General features: G+C 73.6%; 19 protein-coding genes. 13 read left to right on the plus strand and 6 right to left on the minus strand.

Annotated features, from left to right (window positions below):
* Positions 1–99 precede the first annotated feature (99 nt).
* From aroH to der, 5 genes are all read left to right on the plus strand, one after another.
* Complete coding sequence (gene aroH / locus ACSU53_RS24900; RefSeq protein ID WP_437031162.1) at positions 100–462, plus strand: chorismate mutase; 363 nt, start codon at positions 100–102, stop codon at positions 460–462.
* On the plus strand, positions 459–1,544 hold the full coding sequence (locus tag ACSU53_RS24905; protein ID WP_437031164.1) for a prephenate dehydrogenase: 1,086 nt from the start codon (positions 459–461) through the stop codon (positions 1,542–1,544). Before aroH ends, ACSU53_RS24905 begins: the two co-directional genes overlap by 4 nt.
* A gap of 113 nt (positions 1,545–1,657) precedes the next feature.
* Positions 1,658–2,344, plus strand: a complete 687-nt coding sequence (gene cmk, locus ACSU53_RS24910) for a (d)CMP kinase (RefSeq protein WP_437031166.1) — start codon at positions 1,658–1,660, stop codon at positions 2,342–2,344.
* On the plus strand, positions 2,341–2,988 hold the full coding sequence (locus ACSU53_RS24915; RefSeq protein ID WP_437031168.1) for a lysophospholipid acyltransferase family protein: 648 nt from the start codon (positions 2,341–2,343) through the stop codon (positions 2,986–2,988). The genes cmk and ACSU53_RS24915 overlap by 4 nt, the downstream gene beginning before the upstream one ends.
* Positions 2,989–3,063: 75 nt before the next feature.
* On the plus strand, positions 3,064–4,554 hold the full coding sequence (der, locus tag ACSU53_RS24920; protein ID WP_437031170.1) for a ribosome biogenesis GTPase Der: 1,491 nt from the start codon (positions 3,064–3,066) through the stop codon (positions 4,552–4,554).
* Positions 4,555–4,626: 72 nt separating this feature from the next.
* On the opposite strand, the gene ACSU53_RS24925 is transcribed toward der, so the two are convergent.
* Both ACSU53_RS24925 and ACSU53_RS24930 read right to left on the minus strand, forming a co-directional pair.
* Positions 4,627–5,037 (minus strand): hypothetical protein, encoded by a 411-nt coding sequence (locus tag ACSU53_RS24925; RefSeq protein WP_437031172.1) that lies wholly within the window; start codon positions 5,035–5,037, stop codon positions 4,627–4,629.
* A gap of 79 nt (positions 5,038–5,116) precedes the next feature.
* Positions 5,117–5,920: a hypothetical protein gene (locus tag ACSU53_RS24930; protein ID WP_437031174.1), complete on the minus strand. Its 804-nt coding sequence runs from the start codon at positions 5,918–5,920 to the stop codon at positions 5,117–5,119.
* A gap of 474 nt (positions 5,921–6,394) precedes the next feature.
* On the opposite strand from ACSU53_RS24930, the gene ACSU53_RS24935 reads away from it, so the two are divergent.
* Positions 6,395–7,390, plus strand: a complete 996-nt coding sequence (locus ACSU53_RS24935) for a helix-turn-helix transcriptional regulator (RefSeq protein WP_437031176.1) — start codon at positions 6,395–6,397, stop codon at positions 7,388–7,390.
* Positions 7,391–7,713: 323 nt separating this feature from the next.
* Positions 7,714–7,929, plus strand: a complete 216-nt coding sequence (locus ACSU53_RS24940; RefSeq protein ID WP_437031178.1) for an I78 family peptidase inhibitor — start codon at positions 7,714–7,716, stop codon at positions 7,927–7,929.
* 84 nt (positions 7,930–8,013) lie between these two features.
* Here ACSU53_RS24940 and ACSU53_RS24945 read toward each other — a convergent pair whose 3' ends face one another.
* Together ACSU53_RS24945 and ACSU53_RS24950 are read right to left on the minus strand one after the other, a co-directional pair.
* Positions 8,014–9,027, minus strand: coding sequence for a phosphatase PAP2 family protein (locus ACSU53_RS24945; RefSeq protein ID WP_437031180.1), 1,014 nt, complete (start codon positions 9,025–9,027; stop codon positions 8,014–8,016).
* A 247-nt stretch (positions 9,028–9,274) separates the two neighbouring features.
* Positions 9,275–10,450, minus strand: coding sequence for a hypothetical protein (locus ACSU53_RS24950; protein ID WP_437031182.1), 1,176 nt, complete (start codon positions 10,448–10,450; stop codon positions 9,275–9,277).
* Positions 10,451–10,712: 262 nt separating this feature from the next.
* Here ACSU53_RS24950 and ACSU53_RS24955 point away from each other — a divergent pair, with 262 nt between their 5' ends.
* Positions 10,713–12,383, plus strand: coding sequence for an MFS transporter (locus ACSU53_RS24955; protein WP_437031184.1), 1,671 nt, complete (start codon positions 10,713–10,715; stop codon positions 12,381–12,383).
* 101 nt (positions 12,384–12,484) lie between these two features.
* The gene (locus ACSU53_RS24960; protein WP_437031186.1) at positions 12,485–13,675 is read left to right on the plus strand and encodes an acyl-CoA dehydrogenase family protein; all 1,191 of its coding nucleotides are present in this window, start codon (positions 12,485–12,487) and stop codon (positions 13,673–13,675) included.
* A gap of 51 nt (positions 13,676–13,726) precedes the next feature.
* Here ACSU53_RS24960 and ACSU53_RS24965 read toward each other — a convergent pair whose 3' ends face one another.
* On the minus strand, positions 13,727–14,164 hold the full coding sequence (locus ACSU53_RS24965; RefSeq protein WP_437031188.1) for a cell division protein SepF: 438 nt from the start codon (positions 14,162–14,164) through the stop codon (positions 13,727–13,729).
* A 300-nt stretch (positions 14,165–14,464) separates the two neighbouring features.
* Between ACSU53_RS24965 and ACSU53_RS24970 the strand changes: the two genes are divergently transcribed.
* The 4 genes from ACSU53_RS24970 to ACSU53_RS24985 all read left to right on the plus strand — a co-directional run bounded on the left by ACSU53_RS24970 (position 14,465) and on the right by ACSU53_RS24985 (position 19,648).
* On the plus strand, positions 14,465–15,658 hold the full coding sequence (locus ACSU53_RS24970) for a DUF5685 family protein (RefSeq protein WP_437031190.1): 1,194 nt from the start codon (positions 14,465–14,467) through the stop codon (positions 15,656–15,658).
* A gap of 494 nt (positions 15,659–16,152) precedes the next feature.
* On the plus strand, positions 16,153–17,058 hold the full coding sequence (locus ACSU53_RS24975; RefSeq protein WP_437031191.1) for a S1 family peptidase: 906 nt from the start codon (positions 16,153–16,155) through the stop codon (positions 17,056–17,058).
* A gap of 222 nt (positions 17,059–17,280) precedes the next feature.
* Complete coding sequence (locus ACSU53_RS24980; protein ID WP_437033391.1) at positions 17,281–18,288, plus strand: slipin family protein; 1,008 nt, start codon at positions 17,281–17,283, stop codon at positions 18,286–18,288.
* A gap of 277 nt (positions 18,289–18,565) precedes the next feature.
* Positions 18,566–19,648, plus strand: coding sequence for a S1 family peptidase (locus ACSU53_RS24985; protein WP_437031193.1), 1,083 nt, complete (start codon positions 18,566–18,568; stop codon positions 19,646–19,648).
* Positions 19,649–19,718: 70 nt separating this feature from the next.
* Here the strand turns inward: ACSU53_RS24985 and ACSU53_RS24990 are convergent, their stop codons facing one another.
* Positions 19,719–20,762: a DUF3533 domain-containing protein gene (locus ACSU53_RS24990; protein ID WP_437031195.1), complete on the minus strand. Its 1,044-nt coding sequence runs from the start codon at positions 20,760–20,762 to the stop codon at positions 19,719–19,721.
* Positions 20,763–20,806: the final 44 nt, after the last annotated feature.

Raw genomic sequence — 20,806 nt, forward strand, 5'->3', positions numbered from 1 at the left:
CTCCCGTCTCAGCGGGCGGGCGGCGGACACCCGGCGCGAGCGTCCTGACTAGGCTGGACGACCGAACAGCCGATACGCACGTCAGCAAGGAGCACCGTCGTGGCGGTACGAGCGGTCCGGGGCGCCGTCCAGCTGGAACGGGACGAAGCCGGACACATGGAGGAGCAGGTCGGCGCGCTGCTGACCGCCCTCCTGGAGCGCAACGGTCTGACCACGGACGACCTGATCAGCATCTGGTTCACGGCCACCCCCGACCTGCACAGCGACTTCCCCGCGGCAGCCGCCCGCAAGCTGGGCATCGTCGACGTGCCGCTCATCTGCGCCCAGGAACTCGACATCGAGGGCGCCATGCCGCGCGTCGTGCGCATCCTCGCCCACATCGAGTCCGACCTGCCCCGCTCCGGCATCGCCCACGTCTACCTCGGTGCCGCCGCCGCCCTGCGCAAGGACATCGCCCAGTGAGAACCGCACTCGTCATCGGCACCGGACTCATCGGCACGTCCGCCGCCCTCGCCCTCACCCGGCGGGGCATCACCGTGCACCTCTGCGACCCCGACCCCGAGCAGGCCCGGACCGCCGCCGCCCTCGGCGCCGGCACGGACCAGCCCCCGGACGGGGCCGTCGACCTGGCGATCGTCGCCGCACCGCCCGCCCACGTGGCCGACGTGCTCACCGACGTCATCCGCCGGGGCGTCGCCGGCGCGTACGCCGACGTCGCCAGCGTCAAGGGCGGCCCGCGCCGCGAACTGCAGCAGCGCGGCCTGGACCTGTCGGCCTACATCGGCACCCACCCCATGTCCGGCCGGGAGAAGTCCGGCCCGCTGGCCGCCAGCGCCGACCTCTTCGAGGGCCGCCCGTGGGTGCTCACCCCCACCCGGGACACCGACACCGAGGTGCTGAACCTCGCCCTGGAACTGGTCTCGCACTGCCGGGCCCTGCCGGTCGTCATGGACGCCGACGCGCACGACCGCGCCGTGGCCCTCGTCTCCCACATGCCCCACCTGGTGTCCAGCCTGGTCGCCGCCCGGCTGGAGCACGCCGAGGAAGCCGCCGTGCGGCTGTGCGGGCAGGGCATCCGGGACGTCACCCGCATCGCCGCCTCCGACCCCCGGATGTGGATCGACATCCTCTCCGCCAACCCCGGCCCGGTCGCCGACCTGCTCAACGACCTCGCCGGCGACCTCGACGAGACCGTCCGGGCCCTGCGCGCCCTGGAGTCCGCCGACGAGGCCAAGCGGCAGGACGGCGTCACCGGCATCCGCGACGTGCTGCGCCGCGGCAACGCCGGCCAGGTCCGGGTCCCCGGCAAGCACGGCACCGCGGCGCGCGTCTACGAGGTCGTCGCGGTCCTCATCGACGACCAGCCCGGCCAGCTGGCCAGCATCTTCGCCGACGCGGGCCGCGCCGGCGTCAACATCGAGGACGTCCGCATCGAGCACGCCACCGGACAGCAGACGGGCCTGGTGCAGCTCCTCGTGGAACCCAAGGCCGCCCCCGTCCTCACCGCGGCGCTGCGCGAGCGGGGCTGGGCGATCCGGCAGTGACCGGTCCCGCGGACGACGGGCCGGTCGGAGGGCATCCGGTGAGCCAGTAACCTTGTGCGGGGCCCTCTCGCGCCCCGCACTCCCTCTCCAGCGCACCAGGAAGGTGTTCCTCCGTGGAAAACGGCGCCGCCCGCCCCGTGATTGTCGCCATCGACGGTCCCTCCGGCACGGGCAAGTCGAGCACGTCGAAGGCCGTGGCGGCGCAGCTCGGCCTGAGCTACCTGGACACCGGCGCCCAGTACCGGGCGATCACCTGGTGGATGGTGACCAACGGCATCGACACCGACGACCCCGCCGCGATCGCCGCCGCCGCGGGCAAGCCGGAGATCGTCTCCGGCACCGACCCGAAGGCCCCGGCCATCACGGTCGACGGCACGGACGTGGCCGGCCCGATCCGCGAGCAGGACGTCACCGCCAAGGTCAGCGCGGTCAGCGCGGTGCCCGAGGTGCGCACCCGGATCACCGAGCTGCAGCGCGCGATCGCCGCCGCCGCGGTGACGGGCATCGTCGTGGAAGGCCGCGACATCGGCACCACCGTGCTGCCCGACGCCGACCTCAAGATCTTCCTCACCGCCTCCCCCGAGGCGCGGGCCGCCCGCCGCAGCGGTGAGCTCAAGGGCGCCGACGTCAAGGCCACCCGGGAGGCGCTGATCAAGCGGGACGCGGCCGACTCCAGCCGCAAGACCTCCCCGCTGGCCAAGGCGGACGACGCGGTCGAGGTGGACACCACCGAGCTGACCCTGCAGCAGGTCATCGAGTGCGTCGTCACCCTCGTCGAGGAGAAGCGGGCGGGGAAGTGACCGACGTCCCCTCGGCGCGGGGCGCCGAAGTCGGGCGGCGCATCGGCGTCGGCCTGATGTACGGGCTGTTCAGGCCGCGGGTGCTGGGCGCCTGGCGGGTGCCCGCGACCGGCCCGCTGATCTTCGCCGTCAACCACTCCCACAACCTCGACGGACCGATGGTCATGGGCGTGGCGCCCCGGGCCACGCACTTCCTGATCAAGAAGGAAGCCTTCGTCGGCCCGCTCGACCCGTTCCTGACCGGGATCGGCCAGCTCAAGGTGGACCGGGACACCACCGACCGCACCGCGATCTCGCGCGCCCTGAGCGTGCTGGAGAACGGCGGCGCCCTCGGCATATTCCCCGAGGGGACCCGGGGCGAGGGCGACTTCGCCGCGATCCGGGCCGGGCTGGCCTACTTCGCCGTGCGCGGCGGGGCACCCATCGTGCCCGTGGCCGTCCTGGGCAGCTCCGACCGGGCCGGACGGCTCGTCAAGGCGCTGCCCCCGCTGCGCTCCCGCGTCGACGTCGTCTTCGGCGACCCGTTCGAGGCCGGCGACGGCAGCGGACGGCGCACCCGCAAGGCGCTGGACGCGGCCACCGAACGCATCCAGAAGCAGCTCACCGCGCACCTGGAAAACGCGCGGCGCCTCACCGGGCGCTGAGCGACACTGAGTAGTGGCGTGCCCGTGACCGGGCGCGCCACCGACCACCACGATGAACGACGAGGTACGGACTTCATGAACGACCACATCCAGCCCGACGGCTCGGACGCGCACGAGGGCGCAGCCGAGCACGACCACGGGGCGCTCGGCGACGCCGAGTACGCGGAGTTCATGGAGCTCGCCGCGGAGGAGGGCTTCGACCTCGAGGACGTGGAGGGCGCCATCGAGGCCGCCGGACACGGCCCGCTTCCCGTGCTCGCCGTCGTCGGCCGCCCGAATGTCGGCAAGTCGACCCTGGTGAACCGCATCATCGGCCGCCGCGAGGCCGTCGTCGAGGACAAGCCCGGCGTCACCCGGGACCGGGTCACCTACGAGGCCGAGTGGGCCGGCCGCCGCTTCAAGGTCGTCGACACCGGCGGCTGGGAGCAGGACGTCCTCGGCATCGACGCCTCCGTCGCCGCGCAGGCCGAGTACGCCATCGAGGCCGCCGACGCCGTGGTGTTCGTGGTGGACGCCAAGGTCGGCGCCACCGACACCGACGAGGCCGTGGTCCGGCTGCTGCGCAAGGCCGGCAAGCCGGTCGTGCTGTGCGCCAACAAGGTCGACGGCCAGAGCGGCGAGGCCGACGCCTCCTACCTGTGGTCCCTCGGCCTCGGCGAGCCCCACCCGGTCTCCGCCCTGCACGGCCGCGGCACCGGCGACATGCTGGACAAGGTCCTGGAGGCCCTGCCGGAGGCGCCCGCGCAGACCTTCGGCACCGCCGTGGGCGGCCCGCGCCGGGTCGCCCTGATCGGCCGCCCGAACGTGGGCAAGTCCTCGCTGCTGAACAAGGTCGCCGGCGAGGAGCGGGTCGTCGTCAACGAGATCGCCGGCACCACCCGTGACCCCGTCGACGAGCTGATCGAACTGGGCGGGAAGACCTGGAAGTTCGTCGACACCGCGGGCATCCGCAAGCGGGTGCACCTCCAGCAGGGCGCCGACTACTACGCCTCGCTGCGCACCGCCGCCGCCGTGGAGAAGGCGGAGGTCGCCGTCGTGCTCATCGACGCGGCCGACTCCATCTCGGTGCAGGACCAGCGGATCGTCACCATGGCCGTCGAGGCGGGCCGTGCACTCGTCATGGCGTTCAACAAGTGGGACACCCTGGACGAGGAGCGCCGCTACTACCTGGAGCGGGAGATCGAGACCGAGCTGGGCCAGGTGGCCTGGGCGCCGCGGGTGAACGTCTCCGCGCGCACCGGACGCCACATGGAGAAGCTGGTGCCCGCGATCGAGACGGCCCTGGCGGGCTGGGAGACCCGGGTGCCGACGGGCAGGCTCAACGCCTTCCTCGGCGAGCTGGTCGCCGCCCACCCGCACCCGGTGCGGGGCGGCAAGCAGCCGCGCATCCTGTTCGGCACGCAGGCGGGCACCCGGCCGCCGCGCTTCGTGCTGTTCGCCTCCGGCTTCATCGAGGCGGGCTACCGGCGCTTCATCGAGCGCCGGCTGCGCGAGGAGTTCGGCTTCGAGGGCACCCCGATCCACATCTCGGTGCGGGTGCGCGAGAAGCGCGGCCGGAAGAAGTGAGGCGTCCGGCGACGGACCCGCGGACCTGACGAAGGGGCGGCCCGAGGGGGCCGCCCCTTCGCCGTGCTGGCCTCACGCGCCTTGGCGGGGGGCCGGGGGAAGCCCCGCGGGAACGTGCCGCATCCCGTGGGCGGACTGACCGATCGGCCCGACGCGCTGCCACTGGGGCTGCTGCTGACCCGCACCCTGCCGGGCGCTGTGCGCACCCGCGCTGTACGCGCTGTACGCACCGCCGCCCGGGGAACCGCCCGGCGCCGGGCCCTGGCCGCCGTACGCGCCGGCACCGTGCGGGATGCTCCCGAAGGCGGTGAAGCCCAGCTTCTCCTCGCCGCTGCGATCCCCCGGCAGGGAGCGGAAGGACTTGACGTACTCGGCGTAGAGGGCGTCGTAGATCGGCGTGGCCGAAGGGCCGCTCCGGAAGTCCTGCGCCGGGCGTACGGGGGCGGGGAGAGCGGAGCGGCGGGGAGCGTCGTATGCGTGCACATCTCTCCAAACGACCCGGTGCCGCAAGGGATGCGGGCACCCGCGGCTTTCGCCGCCCGTCCGTGCCGTACCGGTCCGCTCAGGTGCCGGCGAGCGGCAGGGCCGCCGCGACCAGGCGGCCGTTGGCCGCGGCCTTGTCCAGCGCGTCCCGCAGCAGGTCCTCGCGCGGCTGCCGGCCGATGGAGCCCACCGGGGCGGCGAACATCAGGACCTGCTGGTGCTTGTTGGCGGCCGTGCGCCAGCCCTCGGTGACCTGGAGCGGCTGGTGCGCCTGCCACCACGCCACCGGCTGGCCCCCGTTGGGGTTCGGCTGGAGGACGGCGTGCAGCTGTCCCACCGCGAGCAGCACCGACCAGCCGTGCAGCACGTGCGGCGTGGCCGACAGGTCGGCCACCTGCTGGAAGCCCTGCTCGACGAGCAGCGGCAGGAAGTCGTCCCCGGGGCCGAGGGAGCCGGGCCGGGCGACGGGGGCCGTCGGCTCGACGACCAGGGCCGGGTGCAGTTCGCCGGAGATCAGGACCAGCCCGCTGGTCACCCCGAGCACGGCCTGCTCCGGCGTGACCTGCTGCGGGCTCTGCTGCAGGTTCTGCTGCTGGGGCGCGGCGGCCTCGCCGGAGATGGACCGCACGGCCCCGCGCAGCTGTTCCTCGGTGACCTGCACGACCTGGGAGGGCAGACAGGTGGCGTGGGCGAAGGCGAGGACGGCGGTCTCGTCCCCGATGAACAGGACGGTGCTGGTGCGCTCCTGCTCCGGGTCGCCGGGGGTGCGGCAGGACGTGCAGTCGTAACCGCCCTGGGCGGACTCTCCGGTGAGCAGACGGTCGGCTTCTTCGTCGCCGATCTCGGCGCGTACCTCGTCGCTGACGTCGAGCATGCGCGGCACGGGTGGCTCCCTCGGGATGCGGTGCGTGACCGGGCCGGGTGGCTCCCGGTCCGTGGTCCGGGTGGGTCCCCGGCTCATGCAGAAGACAACGGGCGATCCGTGGCGGGAGTCACGCTCCGGGAGCAATCGAATCCACCCAACCGGCGCCTCCCCGCCGGACCGGACCGGAGTGGTTCCTTCAGCGTCAACTCCGCAGCACGAAAGCGCTGTTGTACAGTCCGCCGGGCCCGTCGGGCCGGGCCGGGGGTGCTCGACAAATCAGGAAATCAGCGAATGAAGGGGGTGGCCGGAAATCGCCGGTACGTGCGGCCGTCGGGCCCGCGTGCTGCCCCGGACGGGGGGCGTTTCTCCTCGGCACCCTGCCCGCCGCCCCGGACCCGCCCCACGGGACCCGCCGGGCCGGCCCCCGCGGCGGTGGGCGGCCTCCCGGAGTTCCGGACGGAACCTGACCGCAAGGTACGGCAGACTCCCGCCATGGTGGAGACCTCGGCACGTCTGCTGCGCCTGCTGTCCCTGCTCCAGACCCACCGGGAGTGGTCCGGCACCGAGCTGGCCGGCCGGCTCGGGATCAGCGCCCGCACCCTGCGCCGCGACGTCGACCGGCTGCGCGGGCTCGGCTACCCCGTCGACGCCAGCCCCGGCACCGGCGGCGGCTACCGGCTGGGCGCCGGGGCCGAGCTGCCGCCGCTGCTGCTGGACGACGACGAGGCGGTGGCCGTGGCCGTGGGGCTGCACACCGCCGCCGGCCAGGGCATCGAGGGCATCGGTGAGTCGTCCGTGCGGGCGCTGGCCAAGCTGGAGCAGGTCCTGCCGCAGCGGCTGCGCCGGCGGGTGGGCACCCTCAACGCCTACACCGTGCCCATGCTGCGCGGCCCGGGCGACGCCCGAGCCGACGGGGCCGTCCTGACCGAGCTGGCCCACCTCTGCCGGGACGCCGAGCGCCTGCGCTTCGTCTACCGGGACCACGACGGCGCCGAGAGCCGCCGCACCGTCGAGCCGCACCGGCTGGTGTGCTCGGAGAGCCGCTGGTACCTGGTGGCCTGGGACCTCGACCGTGCCGACTGGCGCACCTTCCGCGTGGACCGGGTCGAGCCCAGGCCGCCCCACGGGCCGCGCTTCGTCCCGCGCGACCCGCCCGCCGACGACCTGGCCGCCTACGTCTCCCAAGGCGTGTCCACGCGCGCGTACGCGGCCCACGCGGTGCTCCGGCTGCTGGTGCCCGCCGAGGAGGCGGCCCGGCGCGTCCCGCCGGACGTCGGGACGCTGGAGGCGGAGGGGCCGGACACCTGCGTCCTGCGCACCGGAGCGGCCGACCTGGAGGTCATGGTGCTGCACGTGCTGATGCTGGGCCTGGAGTTCGAGGTCCTGGAACCGGACGGCCTGACCGAGGCGATCGGGGCGGCGCAGGGCCTGCTCGCCCGGGCCCTCTCCCGGGCCGGGGCGGGGGCCGCACGGCCGCACGAGGTCTGAAGGCGGTGTGAAAGAAGCGTGCGATCCCTGTGTGCGGGAATTGCGGCGGGGTATTCCGGGGGCCGGCGGCGGGGACGGCCGAAAAGGCGGCCCGCGCATTCCGTCCGCATTTCCTCCCCGGCCGGTCGAATCCGGCCGGACCGGCCGTGCGGGAATTCCGTTCGAATACTGCGGAGGAGGGACGGAACCGCCCGTCCGTGTGACGCCCGCGGGCGCAAACGCCCGTCGTGATCCTGTGACAGAAGCGTGACCACCGTGGGGCATCGCCCGGCTGTCCGGGGGACGGACTACCGTGCCGGCGGGGCAGCGCCTAGCGTGACCGTATGGCATCCCTCCCGACACCTCCCGCGGAACCCGACGACAGCCCGGACGCCTACGTCGGCCTCGACGCCGGCCGGGCCGAGCACCGTGCGCGCGAGCGCGGCTGGTCCACCGTGCGGGCCCTGCCCCCCGGCGCGATCATCACCATGGAGTACCGCGTGGGCCGGCTGAACTTCGAGGTCAGCGACGGCCGGGTGGCCCGGGCCTGGAAGGGCTGAGGTCCGCCCGCCGACGACACGGCCCCGGCCTCCGCGGCAACGCGGTGACCGGGGCGCGGGTGCGCGGGACGGGCGGGCCGTCCGTCAGGGGCGGGCGGCCGGTGTGGTGCCGCGCGGGTGCCGGTCGGAGTGCGGGGGCCGTCGGCTCCCCGCCGGGGTGACCGGACTGCGCTCGGCGCGCGTGGTGTGCGGGCCGGGAGCCAGGTAGACCGGCGGTCTGGCGGACGGACGGCCCGCCGGGACCGGATCGGGGGCGGCGGTGCCCTCCCGGCCGGGGAGCGGCCTGACCACCACCGGCGGCGTGCCGCTGCCGGTCCGGCGCCGTGCCCCGCGCCTGCCCCAGCGGGCGAACAGGCGGTCCCGCCGCTGGAGGATCCGGGCCTCGGCGCGCGCGATCAGCGGCTCGAACCAGGGCAGCGCCAGCAGGATCAGCAGGCCCGCGGCCCAGCCGAGCAGCACGTCGCTGAGCCAGTGCGTACCGAGGTAGACGGTCGCCATCCCCACGCCGAGCGAGGTCACCGCCGACAGGGCGGACAGCCAGCGCCGGGCCCTGGGGGTGGAGGCCAGATAGGCCAGGATTCCCCAGGTCACCACGGCGTTCGCGGTGTGCCCGCTGGGAAATATGTCGCCGCCGAGCCACATCTCGTTGGAACCGACCTCGGTCGCGTAGTGCGGTCCGAGCCGCCCCATGCCGTACTTGGCTGCGCCGACGGTGGCGTTGAGCAGCAGCAGGGAGACCCCGAGCGCGAGCAGCGGGCGCAGGGTGTGCTGGCGCCACGAGCGCCAGCCGAGCCAGGCCGCGACCATCACGGCGGTCGGGCCGCGCTGGCCGAGGACGACGTAGTAGTCGACGAACGCGTGCAGCTCCGGCCACTGTTCGTAGGGGCGGAAGAACATCACCTGCCAGTCCAGCCGGACCAGCCAGGAGGTGATGACGACGGCCCACACGATCGCCAGGTAGAAGGCCAGGGTGGACCCGAAGAGCACCACCCGGTGCCGGCTCATGCGGGGCACGTCGATGTGGGCCGGTCGTTCCGGCTCACGATCCAGCCTCGCGAACACCCGGTCCAGACGGGTGGGCTTCCGTTCGGTACGCACCCAATCGACGTTACAGCGAGTGAGCGCCGAACCCCGTCGAATCAGCGGGGTTGTGATGACGATGTGATGTGGCATTCCTCTCAGGAAGGGCTATGGCCGGGACGGTTCCATAATGTTCGAACGCTTTCGGCTTTCTTTTGTCCGATGATTTGCGAGAGGCGTTTTACCACGCTTATCAATGCGTTCACGCGGACCTGGCGCGCCATTCCGCCGGAGGTCACGGCGGCCGCCGCGGGTCACGGCGGTGTCACGGCGGGCCCGAGCCGTTCAGCCAGAAGGCGCCGTACACCGCCGAGACAACCGCCAGGGACCCCAGCACCGCCGCCGACCTGGACGTACGCAGCCGGGCCAGGACCTGGGCGAGCGGCAGCAGCAGGGGGAAGGCGGGCATCAGCAGGCGCGGTTTGGAACCGAAGTAGCTCGACGCGCACAGGGCGAGCGCGGTCACCACTCCCGCGTACACCAGCAGCGCAAGCGGCTGCCGCTGCCGTACGCACACCACGTACAGCCACACCAGGAGAACCACCCCGACGGCCAGCGCCAGCCCGGCCGGGACCGTGGACAGGGCGGTGAACTTGCCGCCCACGAAACGCGCGAAGGCGTAGCCGCCGTCGAAACCGTTGCGCCAGCCCGCCTGGACATCGAGATATCCCAGCGGGCCCCTTCCGGTCCGGTGGCCCACCCACAGAACGTAACCGGCGGCCCCGAGCGGGGCCACGGCCGCACCCAGCAGCAGCGCGGCCCGCTCCCGGGGACCGGCGCGGTCCGCCGGGGCCGCGCGCCGGTCGCGCAGCAGGGCGGCGCAGCCCGCCGCCCACACCGCCGCGACCACCGCCAGGCCCACCGGCCGGGTCAGCCCGGCGCACGCCGCCAGCAGACCCGCCGTCACCCAGCGGCCGGTCAGCACCGCGTACAGCGACCAGGCCGCGAGGGCCGTGAACAGGGACTCGGTGTACGCCATCGACTGCACGATCCCGACCGGCAGGGCCGCCCACAGCAGCACCGCGCACACCCCCGCCCGCACGCCGTACAGCCGCTCCGCCACCGCGAAGATCCCCCCGGCCGCGGCGAGCGAGGCCAGGACGCCCACCAGGAAGCCGCCGTCGGCGTACGACAGCGGGGAGACGGCCGCGACCAGCCGTTCCAGCCACGGCAGCAGCGGGAAGAACGCCAGGTTGGAGTGCACGTCCCCGTTGGGCAGCCGCACCTCGTAGCCGTACCCCAGCCCGGCGACGCGGGTGTACCAGAGCGAGTCCCAGCGCGCGGTCAGCAGGGTGTACCAACTCGTGCCGCGCGCCGCGCTCCACAGGGCCAGCACCAGCAGCCCCAGGGCGCGTACGGCCGCGTACCCCAGCAGTGCCGGGGCCGCCCGGCGCAGCAGGTCCGGGCGGGCCGGCCGGACGCGCGTGTCGAGATCGTTCACGGGCCCGATTATCGACCGGGCGGGACGCCGGACCGCCCCGCGGTGCGGGCGCACGGCGGCGGGGAGTGGTGTACGCCACACCGATTCGCCGGATGTGTGAGAGACCCGCCACTCGACCCCGGCACGTCCTCGCGTACGCTGACGTGTCACTCGCCACTCGTTGCGCGGGCCGGGGACCTTCCGCTCCTCCCCGGCCGAGTCACGGGGAGTCCCCCACCCGTGTGCCCGCCGAGACGCGAGGGAGCATCTGGGAGGTACGTACATGTCCGGGACGACCACGGCCGCCTCCGTGCTGCGCCGTCGGGCGACCGGGGCCGGTGCCAACCGCTGGCTGGTACTGGTCGTCCTCTGCGTCAGCCTGCTGCTCGTCGCCGTCGACGCCACCGTCCTGCACGTGGCGGTCCCCGCCGTCACCGAGGACCTCCGGCCCGGCGCGATGGAGCTGCTCTGGATCGTCGACGCCTATCCGCTGGTCTGCGCCTCGCTGCTGATCCTGTTCGGCACGCTGGGCGACCGGGTCGGGCGCAGACGCGTCCTCCTGCTCGGCTACGCCCTGTTCGGCGTCGCCTCCGGCATGGCGGCCCTCGCGGACAACGGCCCGGTGCTCATCGCGGCCCGGGCGCTGCTCGGCGTCGGCGGCGCCATGATCATGCCGGCCACGCTGTCCATCCTGCGGCAGGTCTTCCCCGACCGCCGCGAACGGGCGCTCGCCATCGGCATCTGGAGTGCGGTCGCCGCGGTCGGCGCGGCCGTCGGCCCGCTGCTCGGCGGCTTCCTGCTGGAGCACTTCTGGTGGGGCTCGGTCTTCCTCGTCAACATCCCGCTGATGCTGGTGAGCCTCCCCGTGGGACGTCTGCTGCTGCCCGAGTCGAAGGGCGACGGCACCGGCCCCTGGGACCTGCTCGGCGCGCTGATGGCGGCCGCCGGACTCTTCGCGGTGGTCCTCGGCGTGAAGCGGCTGGGCGCCGCCGAGACGGCCGGGAGCGTGTGGACCGTACTGCCGCTGCTCGCCGGCGCTGCCCTGCTGGCCGCCTTCGTGCACAGGCAGCGGCGCCGCACCCACCCCCTGGTCGACCTGCGGATGTTCGCCCGCCCCGCGTTCAGCACGTCCGTGGGCTGCATCGTGCTGGCGATGCTGGCCCTGGTGGGCCTGCAGCTGATCGCCGCGCAGTACCTCCAGCTCGTGCTGGGGCTGTCCCCCCTGGAGACCGGCCTGCGGCTGCTGCCGCTGACCTTCGCCGCGATGGGCGCCGGCCTCGCGGGCGCCCGGCTGCTGCGCCGGTTCGGCCCGCGCCGCATGGTCTCGGCGGGCTTCTGCCTGACGGCCGCCGCGGTGGTGCTGCTCACCGCGATGGGCGCGCAGGACAACTGGCCGCTGCTGCTGGCCGGCTTCGTCCTGCTCGGCTGGGGCCTGGAGACGACGCTGTTCGGCGCCTACGAGTCGATGCTGAGCGACGCGCCCGCGGACCGGGCCGGCGGGGCGGCGGCGATCGGCGAGACCTCCTACCAGCTCGGCGCCGGCATCGGCATCGCCCTGCTCGGCAGCGTCATGAACGCCGCCTACGCGCCCGGCCTGACCGGGGTGCCCGGGGTGCCCCCCTCGGCGACCGCGGCGGCCCGGCACTCCCTGGGGGAGGCCTACGAGGTGGCCGCGCAGCTCGGCGGTCCCGCGGGAGTCGCCCTGCGGCAGGCGGCCCGCCAGTCCTTCGTGCACGGGCTGCACGTGACCCTGCTGGTGAGCGCCGGCCTGCTGCTGCTCGGCGCCGTGATGGCGCTCCGGCTGCCCCGGGCGATGCAGTGCGAGGCCACCGGAGCGGAACCGTCCGGCGGGAGCGGGCCCGCCGTGGCGGCCCCCGCCGGGGAGACGTCGGTGCCGGCCCTGCCCGCGCCCCGGGAGGCCACGGCCCCGCGGGTCGACGGGCTGAAGGTGTAGCGGTGGGCACCGGGCCGGGGTGGACGCGCGCGGGAGCGCGTCGTAACGTCGCCCCGAGCCGTGATCGCACGGCAGGCCGACCGTCCCCGGAGGGTGTTCCCGTGTCCGCGTCCGCGAAGTTGCCGCCCTTCGACCCCGCCGACCCCCTCGGGCTCGACGACCTGCTGGAGCCGGAGGACCTCGCCGTCCGGGACACCGTGCGCGGCTGGGCCGCGGACCGGGTGCTGCCGCACATCGCCGACTGGTACGAGAAGGGCGAGCTGCCGGGCATCCGGGAGCTGGCCCGCGAACTCGGCGCGATCGGCGCGCTGGGCATGTCCCTCGACGGGTACGGCTGCGCGGGCGCGAGCGCCGTCCAGTACGGGCTGGCGTGCCTGGAGCTGGAGGCGGCCGACTCCGGGATCCGCTCGCTGGTCTCGGTGCAGGGCTCCCTGGCCATGTACGCCATCCACCGGTTCGGCAGCGAGGAGCAGAAGCAGCGCTGGCTGCCGTCGATGGCCGCCGGCGAGGTCATCGGCTGCTTCGGTCTCACCGAGCCCGACCACGGCTCCGACCCCGCCGCCATGCGCACCTACGCCAAGCGCGACGGCACCGACTGGCGGCTCACCGGGCGCAAGATGTGGATCACCAACGGGTCCGTGGCCGGGGTCGCCGTGGTGTGGGCGCAGACCGACGAGGGCATCCGCGGCTTCGCCGTGCCCACCGACAGCGCCGGGTTCTCGGCGCCCGAGATCAGGCACAAGTGGTCGCTGCGCGCCTCCGTCACCAGCGAACTCGTCCTCGACGACGTGCGGCTGCCCGCCGACGCGGTACTGCCGGAGGTGACCGGACTGCGCGGCCCGCTCAGCTGCCTCTCGCACGCCCGGTACGGGATCGTCTGGGGCGCCATGGGCGCGGCCCGCAGCTGTTTCGAGACGGCCGTCGACTACGCGACGTCGCGGGAGCAGTTCGGGCGGCCCATCGGCGGGTTCCAGCTGACGCAGGCCAAACTCGCCGACATGGCGGTGGAACTGCACAAGGGGATTCTGCTCGCCCACCATCTGGGGCGGCGGATGGACGCCGGCCGGCTCCGTCCGGAGCAGGTCAGCTTCGGCAAGCTGAACAACGTCCGCGAGGCCATCGACATCTGCCGCACGGCCCGCACAATCCTCGGTGCCAACGGAATCTCGCTCGAGTACCCGGTCATGCGGCACGCGACGAACCTCGAATCGGTGCTCACCTACGAGGGCACCGTCGAGATGCACCAGCTCGTGCTGGGCAAGGCGCTCACCGGGCTCGACGCCTTCCGGTGATCCCGCGTCCGGCGGTGGGGCCCGGCGGCGGCGCCGGTGAGCGGCCCTGCCTCAGCTCTGGTTGTAGAAGCCGTCCGAACGGTGGGCGGCGGACTCCCCGCTGAGCACCTCGGTGTCGGCCGGGCTCAGCAGGAACACCCGGTGGGACACCCGCTCGATGGACCCGCGCAGACCGAAGATCAGCCCGGCGGCGAAGTCCACCACGCGCTTGGCGTCGGAGGCCTCCATGGCGGTGAGGTTGATGATGACGGGAACGCCGTCGCGGAACAGCTCGCCGATGGCGCGGGCGTCCCGGAAGCTGTCCGGGGTGACCGTGCCGATGCGACGGCCCTTCTCCTCGGCCACGTCGGCGGCCACCTTCACCCGCGGATCGGTGACCCAGGCGTCCCCGGAGTCGTTTCCGTCGGAGTAGTCGTCGTCGTAGTAACGCTCGTCTTCGTTGTCGTCGACGAGGCCGAGCCAGGCACTCGCCTTGCGTACCGATCCCATGGACGCCTCCTCTCACAGCGGTCTTTCTTGCTTTCCGCATCCCTATGGTCATCCATGATGCGGATGGCGCGCCAAGTGGATAGACGCCGCGCGGGGGGTTTGTGACGGTACTGGTGCACAGCGAATCCGTCGAGAGTCCGTGTTTCCCAAGGGTCTTGGTGTAAACGGCTGCTGACTGTGAGTGAAATAATATTCTTCTCGGCGTACGGGTGAGGGGCGGCGCGTACGGGTGAAAGACGCGGCCGGTCGGCGGCCCGATACGATGCCGCCGCTCATCTTGTACGACTCACGGGGGATGTCGTGTTCGGAATGGTCAGGCCCTGCCGGCATCGGCTGGGGGAGAAGCTCACGGCCCAGTGGATGGCGCATCTGTGCGGACTTTGTCTCGCGCTGCGCAAGGACCACGGGCAGTTCGCGCGGATCGTCACCAACTACGACGGCCTGCTCGTCTCGGTCCTGACGGAAGCTCAGTCGGAGCGCGCCGGCACGGGGCGGCGCACGGCGGGGCCCTGCCCGCTGCGCGGCATGCGCACCGCGTCCGTCGCGCACGGTGAGGGCGCCCGGCTCGCGGCGGCCGTGTCGCTGGTGCTCGCCTCGGCCAAGGTGCGCGACCACGTCGACGACGGGGACGGACTGCTGGCCCGCCGCCCCGTGGCGCTCGCCGCCCGCCGGGTCGCGGCGGGCTGGGACCGGGCCGGGGCGCGCTCCGGGGCGGACGTCGGCTTCGACACGGCCGTCCTCGTCGACGCCGTCGACCGCCAGAGCGGCATCGAGACGCTCGCCGGGCCCGGCACGCCCGTCCTCACCGTCACCGAACCGACCGAGACCGCCACCGCGGCGGCCTTCGCGCACACCGCCGTGCTCGCCGGCCGGCCGCACAACGCGGCACCCCTCGCCGAGGCCGGGCGCCTCTTCGGGCGGCTCGCGCACCTCCTCGACGCCGTGGAGGACCGGGAGGCCGACGCCGCCTCGGGCGCCTGGAACCCGCTCACCGCCACCGGCACCCCGCTGCGGGAGGCGCGCCGGCTCGCCGACGACGCCGTGCACGGCATCCGTCTCGCGCTGGACGAGGTGGACTGGGGGAGCGGCGCGCCGGGGGGACGGGGCGGCGACAGCCGTCTGGTGCACCGGCTCCTGGTGCACGAGCTGCCCCGCTCCGTCGACCGCGCCTTCGGCGCCGTCCCGGCCGTCCACGGCTCCCACCCCTACGCCCCGCCGGGCGGCCCGGCCGGCCCCGGCGCTCCGCCGCCGCCCCGGCCGCCGCGCCGGCGCGGTCTGCTCGCGGGCTGCGCGGTGTGGACGGGACTCGCCTGCACCTGCCAGCTGTGCTGCGGCAGTTACCACGACCCGTGGAGCGGCGAGTACAAGGAGGGCGTCTGCTCGCGGCACGACTGCAGCGGGTGCGGCGACTGCTGCAACTGCTGCGAGTGCTGCAACTGCTGCGGCGGGGACGGCGGCTGCGACTGCGGCTGCGACTGCGGCTGCGACTGCTGACCGGGTGGGGCGCCCCGGGGCGCCCCGGGGCACCTCCGGGCGCACCGGCGCGGGCGGTCACGCGGGCCGGGCGGTCCGCGCCTGCGGCGCGCGCGGGGGGCCGGAAGGCGTTCCGCGCGCGGTCGCGTGCGCCGGGACTCCAATCACGGACGGTCGCACGGGCCCGGGTGGCGCGCTCCGGCGCGGTCGTGCGGGCCGGGCGGAGGCGGATCCGGAGGGTCGACTTCCGGACACCCGTCCGGTGCGCCCGGGAGGCGTGACACAGGAGTGGCCACGGGTGACGCAGCGCATGTGAGGGGACCAAGGCGCACAGATGGTTCAAAGGTTGACGGCCGAAAGGCACCCTTGTGCCGACCGGCCGTTCGGCCGAATACTCACGGACAGCGCTTGTCAGGGGCACGGCACATCCGGAATCCGGACGGCCGTCCGCTGACTGCGCCTCACGGGCCCACAACCCCACGAGGGCCCCCTACTTCCTTTGTGGAGGACGAGAAGTGAGGATCAAGCGCACCACCCCCCGCAGCGGTATCACGAGACGTACCCGGCTGATCGCCGTCACGTCCGGCCTCGTGGCCGCTGCCGCGTTCGCGGTCCCCAGCGCGAACGCGGCCGACACCCCCACCACCTTCAGCTCCGCCGAGCTCAAGAGCGCGAGCAGTTCGGTGCTGAAGGCCGACGTCCCGGGCACCGCCTGGGCGGTCGACAGCAAGACCAACCGGGTCGTCGTGACCGTCGACAGCACGGTGTCCCAGGCCGAGATCAACAAGATCAGGCAGCAGGCCGGGGGCGACGCCGACGCGCTCACCATCAAGCGCACCCCGGGCAAGTTCACCAAGCTCATCCAGGGCGGCGACGCCATCTACTCCAACAGCGGCCGCTGCTCCCTGGGCTTCAACGTCCGCTCCAGCAGCGGGACCGAGTACTTCCTCACCGCCGGTCACTGCACCCAGGGCGCGGGCACCTGGTACGGCAACTCCTCCCGTACCCAGGTGCTGGGCTCGACCGCCGGCTCCAGCTTCCCGGGCAACGACTACGGCATCGTGCGCTACACCGGGTCCGTCAGCCGCCCCGGCACCGCGAACGGCGTGGACATCACCCGTGCGGCCACCCCGAGCGTGGGCACCACCGTCATCCGTGACGGCTCCACCACGGGCACCCACAGCGGCCGGGTCACCGCCCTCAACGCCACCGTCAACTACGGCGGCGGCGACATCGTCTACGGCCTCATCCAGACCACGGTCTGTGCCGAGCCCGGCGACTCCGGCGGTCCGCTCTACGGCAGCAACGGCACCGCGTACGGTCTGACCTCCGGTGGCAGCGGCAACTGCCGCACCGGCGGCACGACCTTCTTCCAGCCCGTCACGGAGGCCCTGAGCGCCTACGGCGTCAGCGTCTACTGACGGCCGGCCCGAGGACCGGCGGCCCGCGTCCGGAGCGGGTCCCACCGGCCCCACGGGTCACACCGCGGACGGTGATCACGGCGAGCCCCCGCACGCAACCGGCGTGCGGGGGCTCGCCCCTGCACGGGCCACGGAGTTACCGTCGAGGGACACACCAGGACGCGCCGGGCGGCGCCGGACGCGGGCTCACCTGATGCGCCACTTCGGACCCTGGGGGCCGTGATGGTCGAGGAACTGGTGACGGCGGGAGTCGCGCTGGCGTCCGCCGGAGCCGTCTACCTGATGGCGGCGGCGCGCGTCGTCAAGCAGTACGAGCGGGGCGTGGTGTTCCGCCTCGGCAGGCTCCAGCCCGGGGAACGGCCTCCCGGGTTCACGATGATCGTCCCGTTCGTGGACCGGCTGCACAAGGTGAACCTGCAGATCGTCACGCTGCCGGTGCCCGCCCAGGAGGGCATCACCCGGGACAACGTGACGGTGCGGGTGGACGCGGTGGTGTACTTCAAGGTGGTCGACGCCGCCGACGCCCTGGTGGAGGTCGAGGACTACCGCTTCGCCGTCTCCCAGATGGCCCAGACCTCGCTGCGCTCGATCATCGGCAAGAGCGACCTGGACGACCTGCTGTCCAACCGGGAGAAGCTCAACCAGGGCCTGGAGCTGATGATCGACAGCCCCGCCGTCGGCTGGGGCGTGCACGTCGACCGGGTCGAGATCAAGGACGTCTCCCTGCCCGAGACGATGAAGCGCTCCATGGCCCGCCAGGCCGAGGCCGACCGCGAACGCCGGGCCCGCATCATCAACGCCGACGCCGAACTCCAGGCGTCCAGGAAGCTGGCCGAGGCCGCCCAGCAGATGGAGGACACCCCCTCCGCGCTCCAACTGCGGCTGCTCCAGACGGTGGTGGCCGTCGCCGCCGAGAAGAACTCCACCCTCGTCCTGCCCTTCCCCGTCGAACTCCTGCGCTTCCTGGAACGCGCCCAGCAGCCGCTGCCGACGACGGCGCCCGAGGCCCCGCGGACCCGGCGGCCGGCCGCGGATCCGGTGCCCGCCGAGGAGGCCCCGGCGGACGCGGTGTCCGGGGAGCCGGCCCGCGACACGGTGTCCGGCATGGTGCGGGACGCGCTGTCCGGGGCGGCCCGGGAACCGGTGCCCGAGGCGGTGCGGGAGCAACCGCGCGCCGTTCCGGCCCGCGTGGAGCCGGACGGCGAAGGGTCGAATTCACGCCACACGTAGGCGGCGGGGGCGGCCTCCCGGGTTACTCGCTCGTAGTGTTTGCAGTCCGAACCACCCTGCGTGTCCATGACCTGTCAGGACATAGGGGGCGCACGGCCGTTGCCGTACGCGCGTCCTGAAGTCGACCTTGTGTGCTCCCCCGGGGGCTGGGAATAGTAGGCGGCGTTCAACCGGCACGAGCGCGGCTTTTTTCGTCTGCCGCCCTCGTGGCCGTACGCCTTCCGGCTCGTGAGGTCCCCACAACCTCCCGGGCCGTCCCCCCACAGGAGGACGTCAGTTGAAGCACCGACGCATACCCAGGCGCCGCGCAGCGCTGGCCGGGGCGGGCATCGCCGCCCTGGTCGCCGCGGGAGTCACCTTCCAGACTGCGAACGCCAGTGAGACGCCGAACGCCCCCGAGCCCCGGACCCTCTCGGTCACGGCGGCCGGAAAGCTCGCCTCGACGCTCGCCGAGGACCTCGGCGCCGACGCGGCGGGAACGTACTACGACGCGAAGAGCAAGAGCCTCGTGGTCAACGTGCTCGACGAGGCAGCCGCGGAGACCGTCGAGTCGGCGGGAGCCGAGGCGAGAGTCGTGGCGCACTCCCTGGCCGAACTGAAGGGGGCGCGCACCACCCTGGAGAAGGACGCGAGCATCCCGGGCACCGCCTGGGTGACCGACCCGACCACCAACAAGGTCGTCGTCACGGCGGACCGCACGGTCTCCGAGGCCGACTGGGCCAAGCTGACCGAGGTCGTCGAGGGGCTCGGCGCCAAGGCCGAACTCCAGCGCACCGAGGGCGAGTACCAGCCCTTCATCGCGGGCGGCGACGCCATCACCGGCAACGGCGGGCGCTGCTCGCTCGGCTTCAACGTGACCAAGGGCGGCGAGCCGCACTTCCTCACCGCGGGGCACTGCACCGAGGGCATCTCCACCTGGTCGGACTCCTCCGGCAACGTGATCGGCGAGAACGCGGCGTCCAGCTTCCCGGGCGACGACTACGGCCTGGTCAAGTACACCGCCGACGTGGACCACCCGAGCGAGGTGAACCTCTACAACGGCTCCACGCAGGCCATCTCCGGTGCCGCCGAGGCCACGGTCGGCATGCAGGTCACCCGCAGCGGCTCCACCACCCAGGTGCACTCGGGCACGGTCACCGGCCTGGACGCCACCGTGAACTACGGCAACGGCGACATCGTCAACGGCCTGATCCAGACCGACGTGTGCGCCGAGCCCGGCGACAGCGGCGGCTCGCTCTTCTCGGGCAGCAGCGCGGTCGGCCTCACCTCCGGCGGCAGCGGCGACTGCTCCTCGGGCGGTACGACCTTCTTCCAGCCGGTGACGGAGGCCCTGTCGGCCACCGGTACGCAGATCGGCTGATCCCGGGTTCCGTACGTGTCCGCGACGTCCCGTCCCGCCCGCGCGGGGCGGGACGTCCGCGTGCCGGGGGTCAGGCCGGCCGGCGGGTGTGCGCCAGCGCCGCCCCCATCGTGACCGCGACGCCCACGACGGCCCACGCCGACAGCACCAGCAGGGCGCCGGTCACCGCGTTCCCCTCGAAGTAGGTGATCGAGCGGGCCGCCCAGGTGCCCGCGCCCGGGGGCAGCGCCGGGCCGATCGCCGCCCAGAACGGCGGCAGCAGGGGAGGCGGCAGCGCGCCGCCGGAACTCGGGTTGCCCAGGATCACCACGATCAGGATGGCCACGCCGATGCCGACCACCCCGAGCAGGCTCTGCAGGGCGAGCGTGGCCGCGCCCACCGCGAACGTGATCAGCGTGCCCAGCCCCCACAGGGCGAAGAAGCCGCCCGGCAGCGCGTCCAGGACGGGCCCGGCGAGGAGCGCTCCGCCGAAACCGCCGACGATCGCGACCAGTACCAGGGTGCCGAGCCGGATCCCCGCCCGCCGTGGGGTGGAGGGGCGGGCGCCGGAGCTGATGGCCAGGATCGACGCGCACAGGTAGCCGCCCACGCACCAGCCGACGACGACGTAGAAGGACGACAGGCCGTTGGCGTCCCGTGAGGAGGCCGGGACCACGTCGACGACCCGCACCGTGCGCTGCTCGGCCTCCTCCAGGGTGACGGCCAGCTTCTCCAGGGCGGTGGCCAGCGAGGTGCCGCCGCCGGTGGCGACCAGCAGGGTGTCGGTGGTGCCGGCGGGGTCCACGATCAGCGCGCCGTCGATCTTCCGGTCCAGGATCTGCTGCCGCGCGCCCGCCTCGTCGGCCACCGCGCGCGGGTCCAGCGGGGAGCCGGGCAGCTGCTCCAGCCGGGTCACCGCCTGCTCGGCGGCGGCCTGCGGCGCGACCACCCCGAAGGGCGCGTCCCGCAGCTTCGGCTGGTGCAGCGCGCCCACGTAGGAGGTGATGAACAGCAGCTGGAGGGCGAGCACGCCGAGCACGAGGAGCGTGGCGCGCGGGGTGACGGCGTTCCTCACCTCCCGGAGGAACGAGGGGGAGGAGGGGGAGGGAGAGCGGGCGCCGGTGGTCTGCGTCATGTCCCCACGGTCCGGGGGTTCGCGCGTTCCCGCAGGTGGGAAGG

This window comes from Streptomyces sp. enrichment culture, from assembly GCF_964273255.1.
Lineage (GTDB): Bacteria > Actinomycetota > Actinomycetes > Streptomycetales > Streptomycetaceae > Streptomyces.

What these genes read in the sequence shown, in the direction of transcription:
- ACSU53_RS24965 (WP_437031188.1), bottom strand. Translation starts at nt 14,164, where the DNA reads ATGGGATCGGTACGCAAGGCGAGTGCCTGGCTCGGCCTCGTCGACGAC.
- ACSU53_RS24980 (WP_437033391.1), top strand. Translation starts at nt 17,281, where the DNA reads ATGGTCGAGGAACTGGTGACGGCGGGAGTCGCGCTGGCGTCCGCCGGA.
- der (WP_437031170.1), top strand. Translation starts at nt 3,064, where the DNA reads ATGAACGACCACATCCAGCCCGACGGCTCGGACGCGCACGAGGGCGCA.
- ACSU53_RS24935 (WP_437031176.1), top strand. Translation starts at nt 6,395, where the DNA reads ATGGTGGAGACCTCGGCACGTCTGCTGCGCCTGCTGTCCCTGCTCCAG.
- ACSU53_RS24940 (WP_437031178.1), top strand. Translation starts at nt 7,714, where the DNA reads ATGGCATCCCTCCCGACACCTCCCGCGGAACCCGACGACAGCCCGGAC.
- ACSU53_RS24990 (WP_437031195.1), bottom strand. Translation starts at nt 20,762, where the DNA reads ATGACGCAGACCACCGGCGCCCGCTCTCCCTCCCCCTCCTCCCCCTCG.
- ACSU53_RS24955 (WP_437031184.1), top strand. Translation starts at nt 10,713, where the DNA reads ATGTCCGGGACGACCACGGCCGCCTCCGTGCTGCGCCGTCGGGCGACC.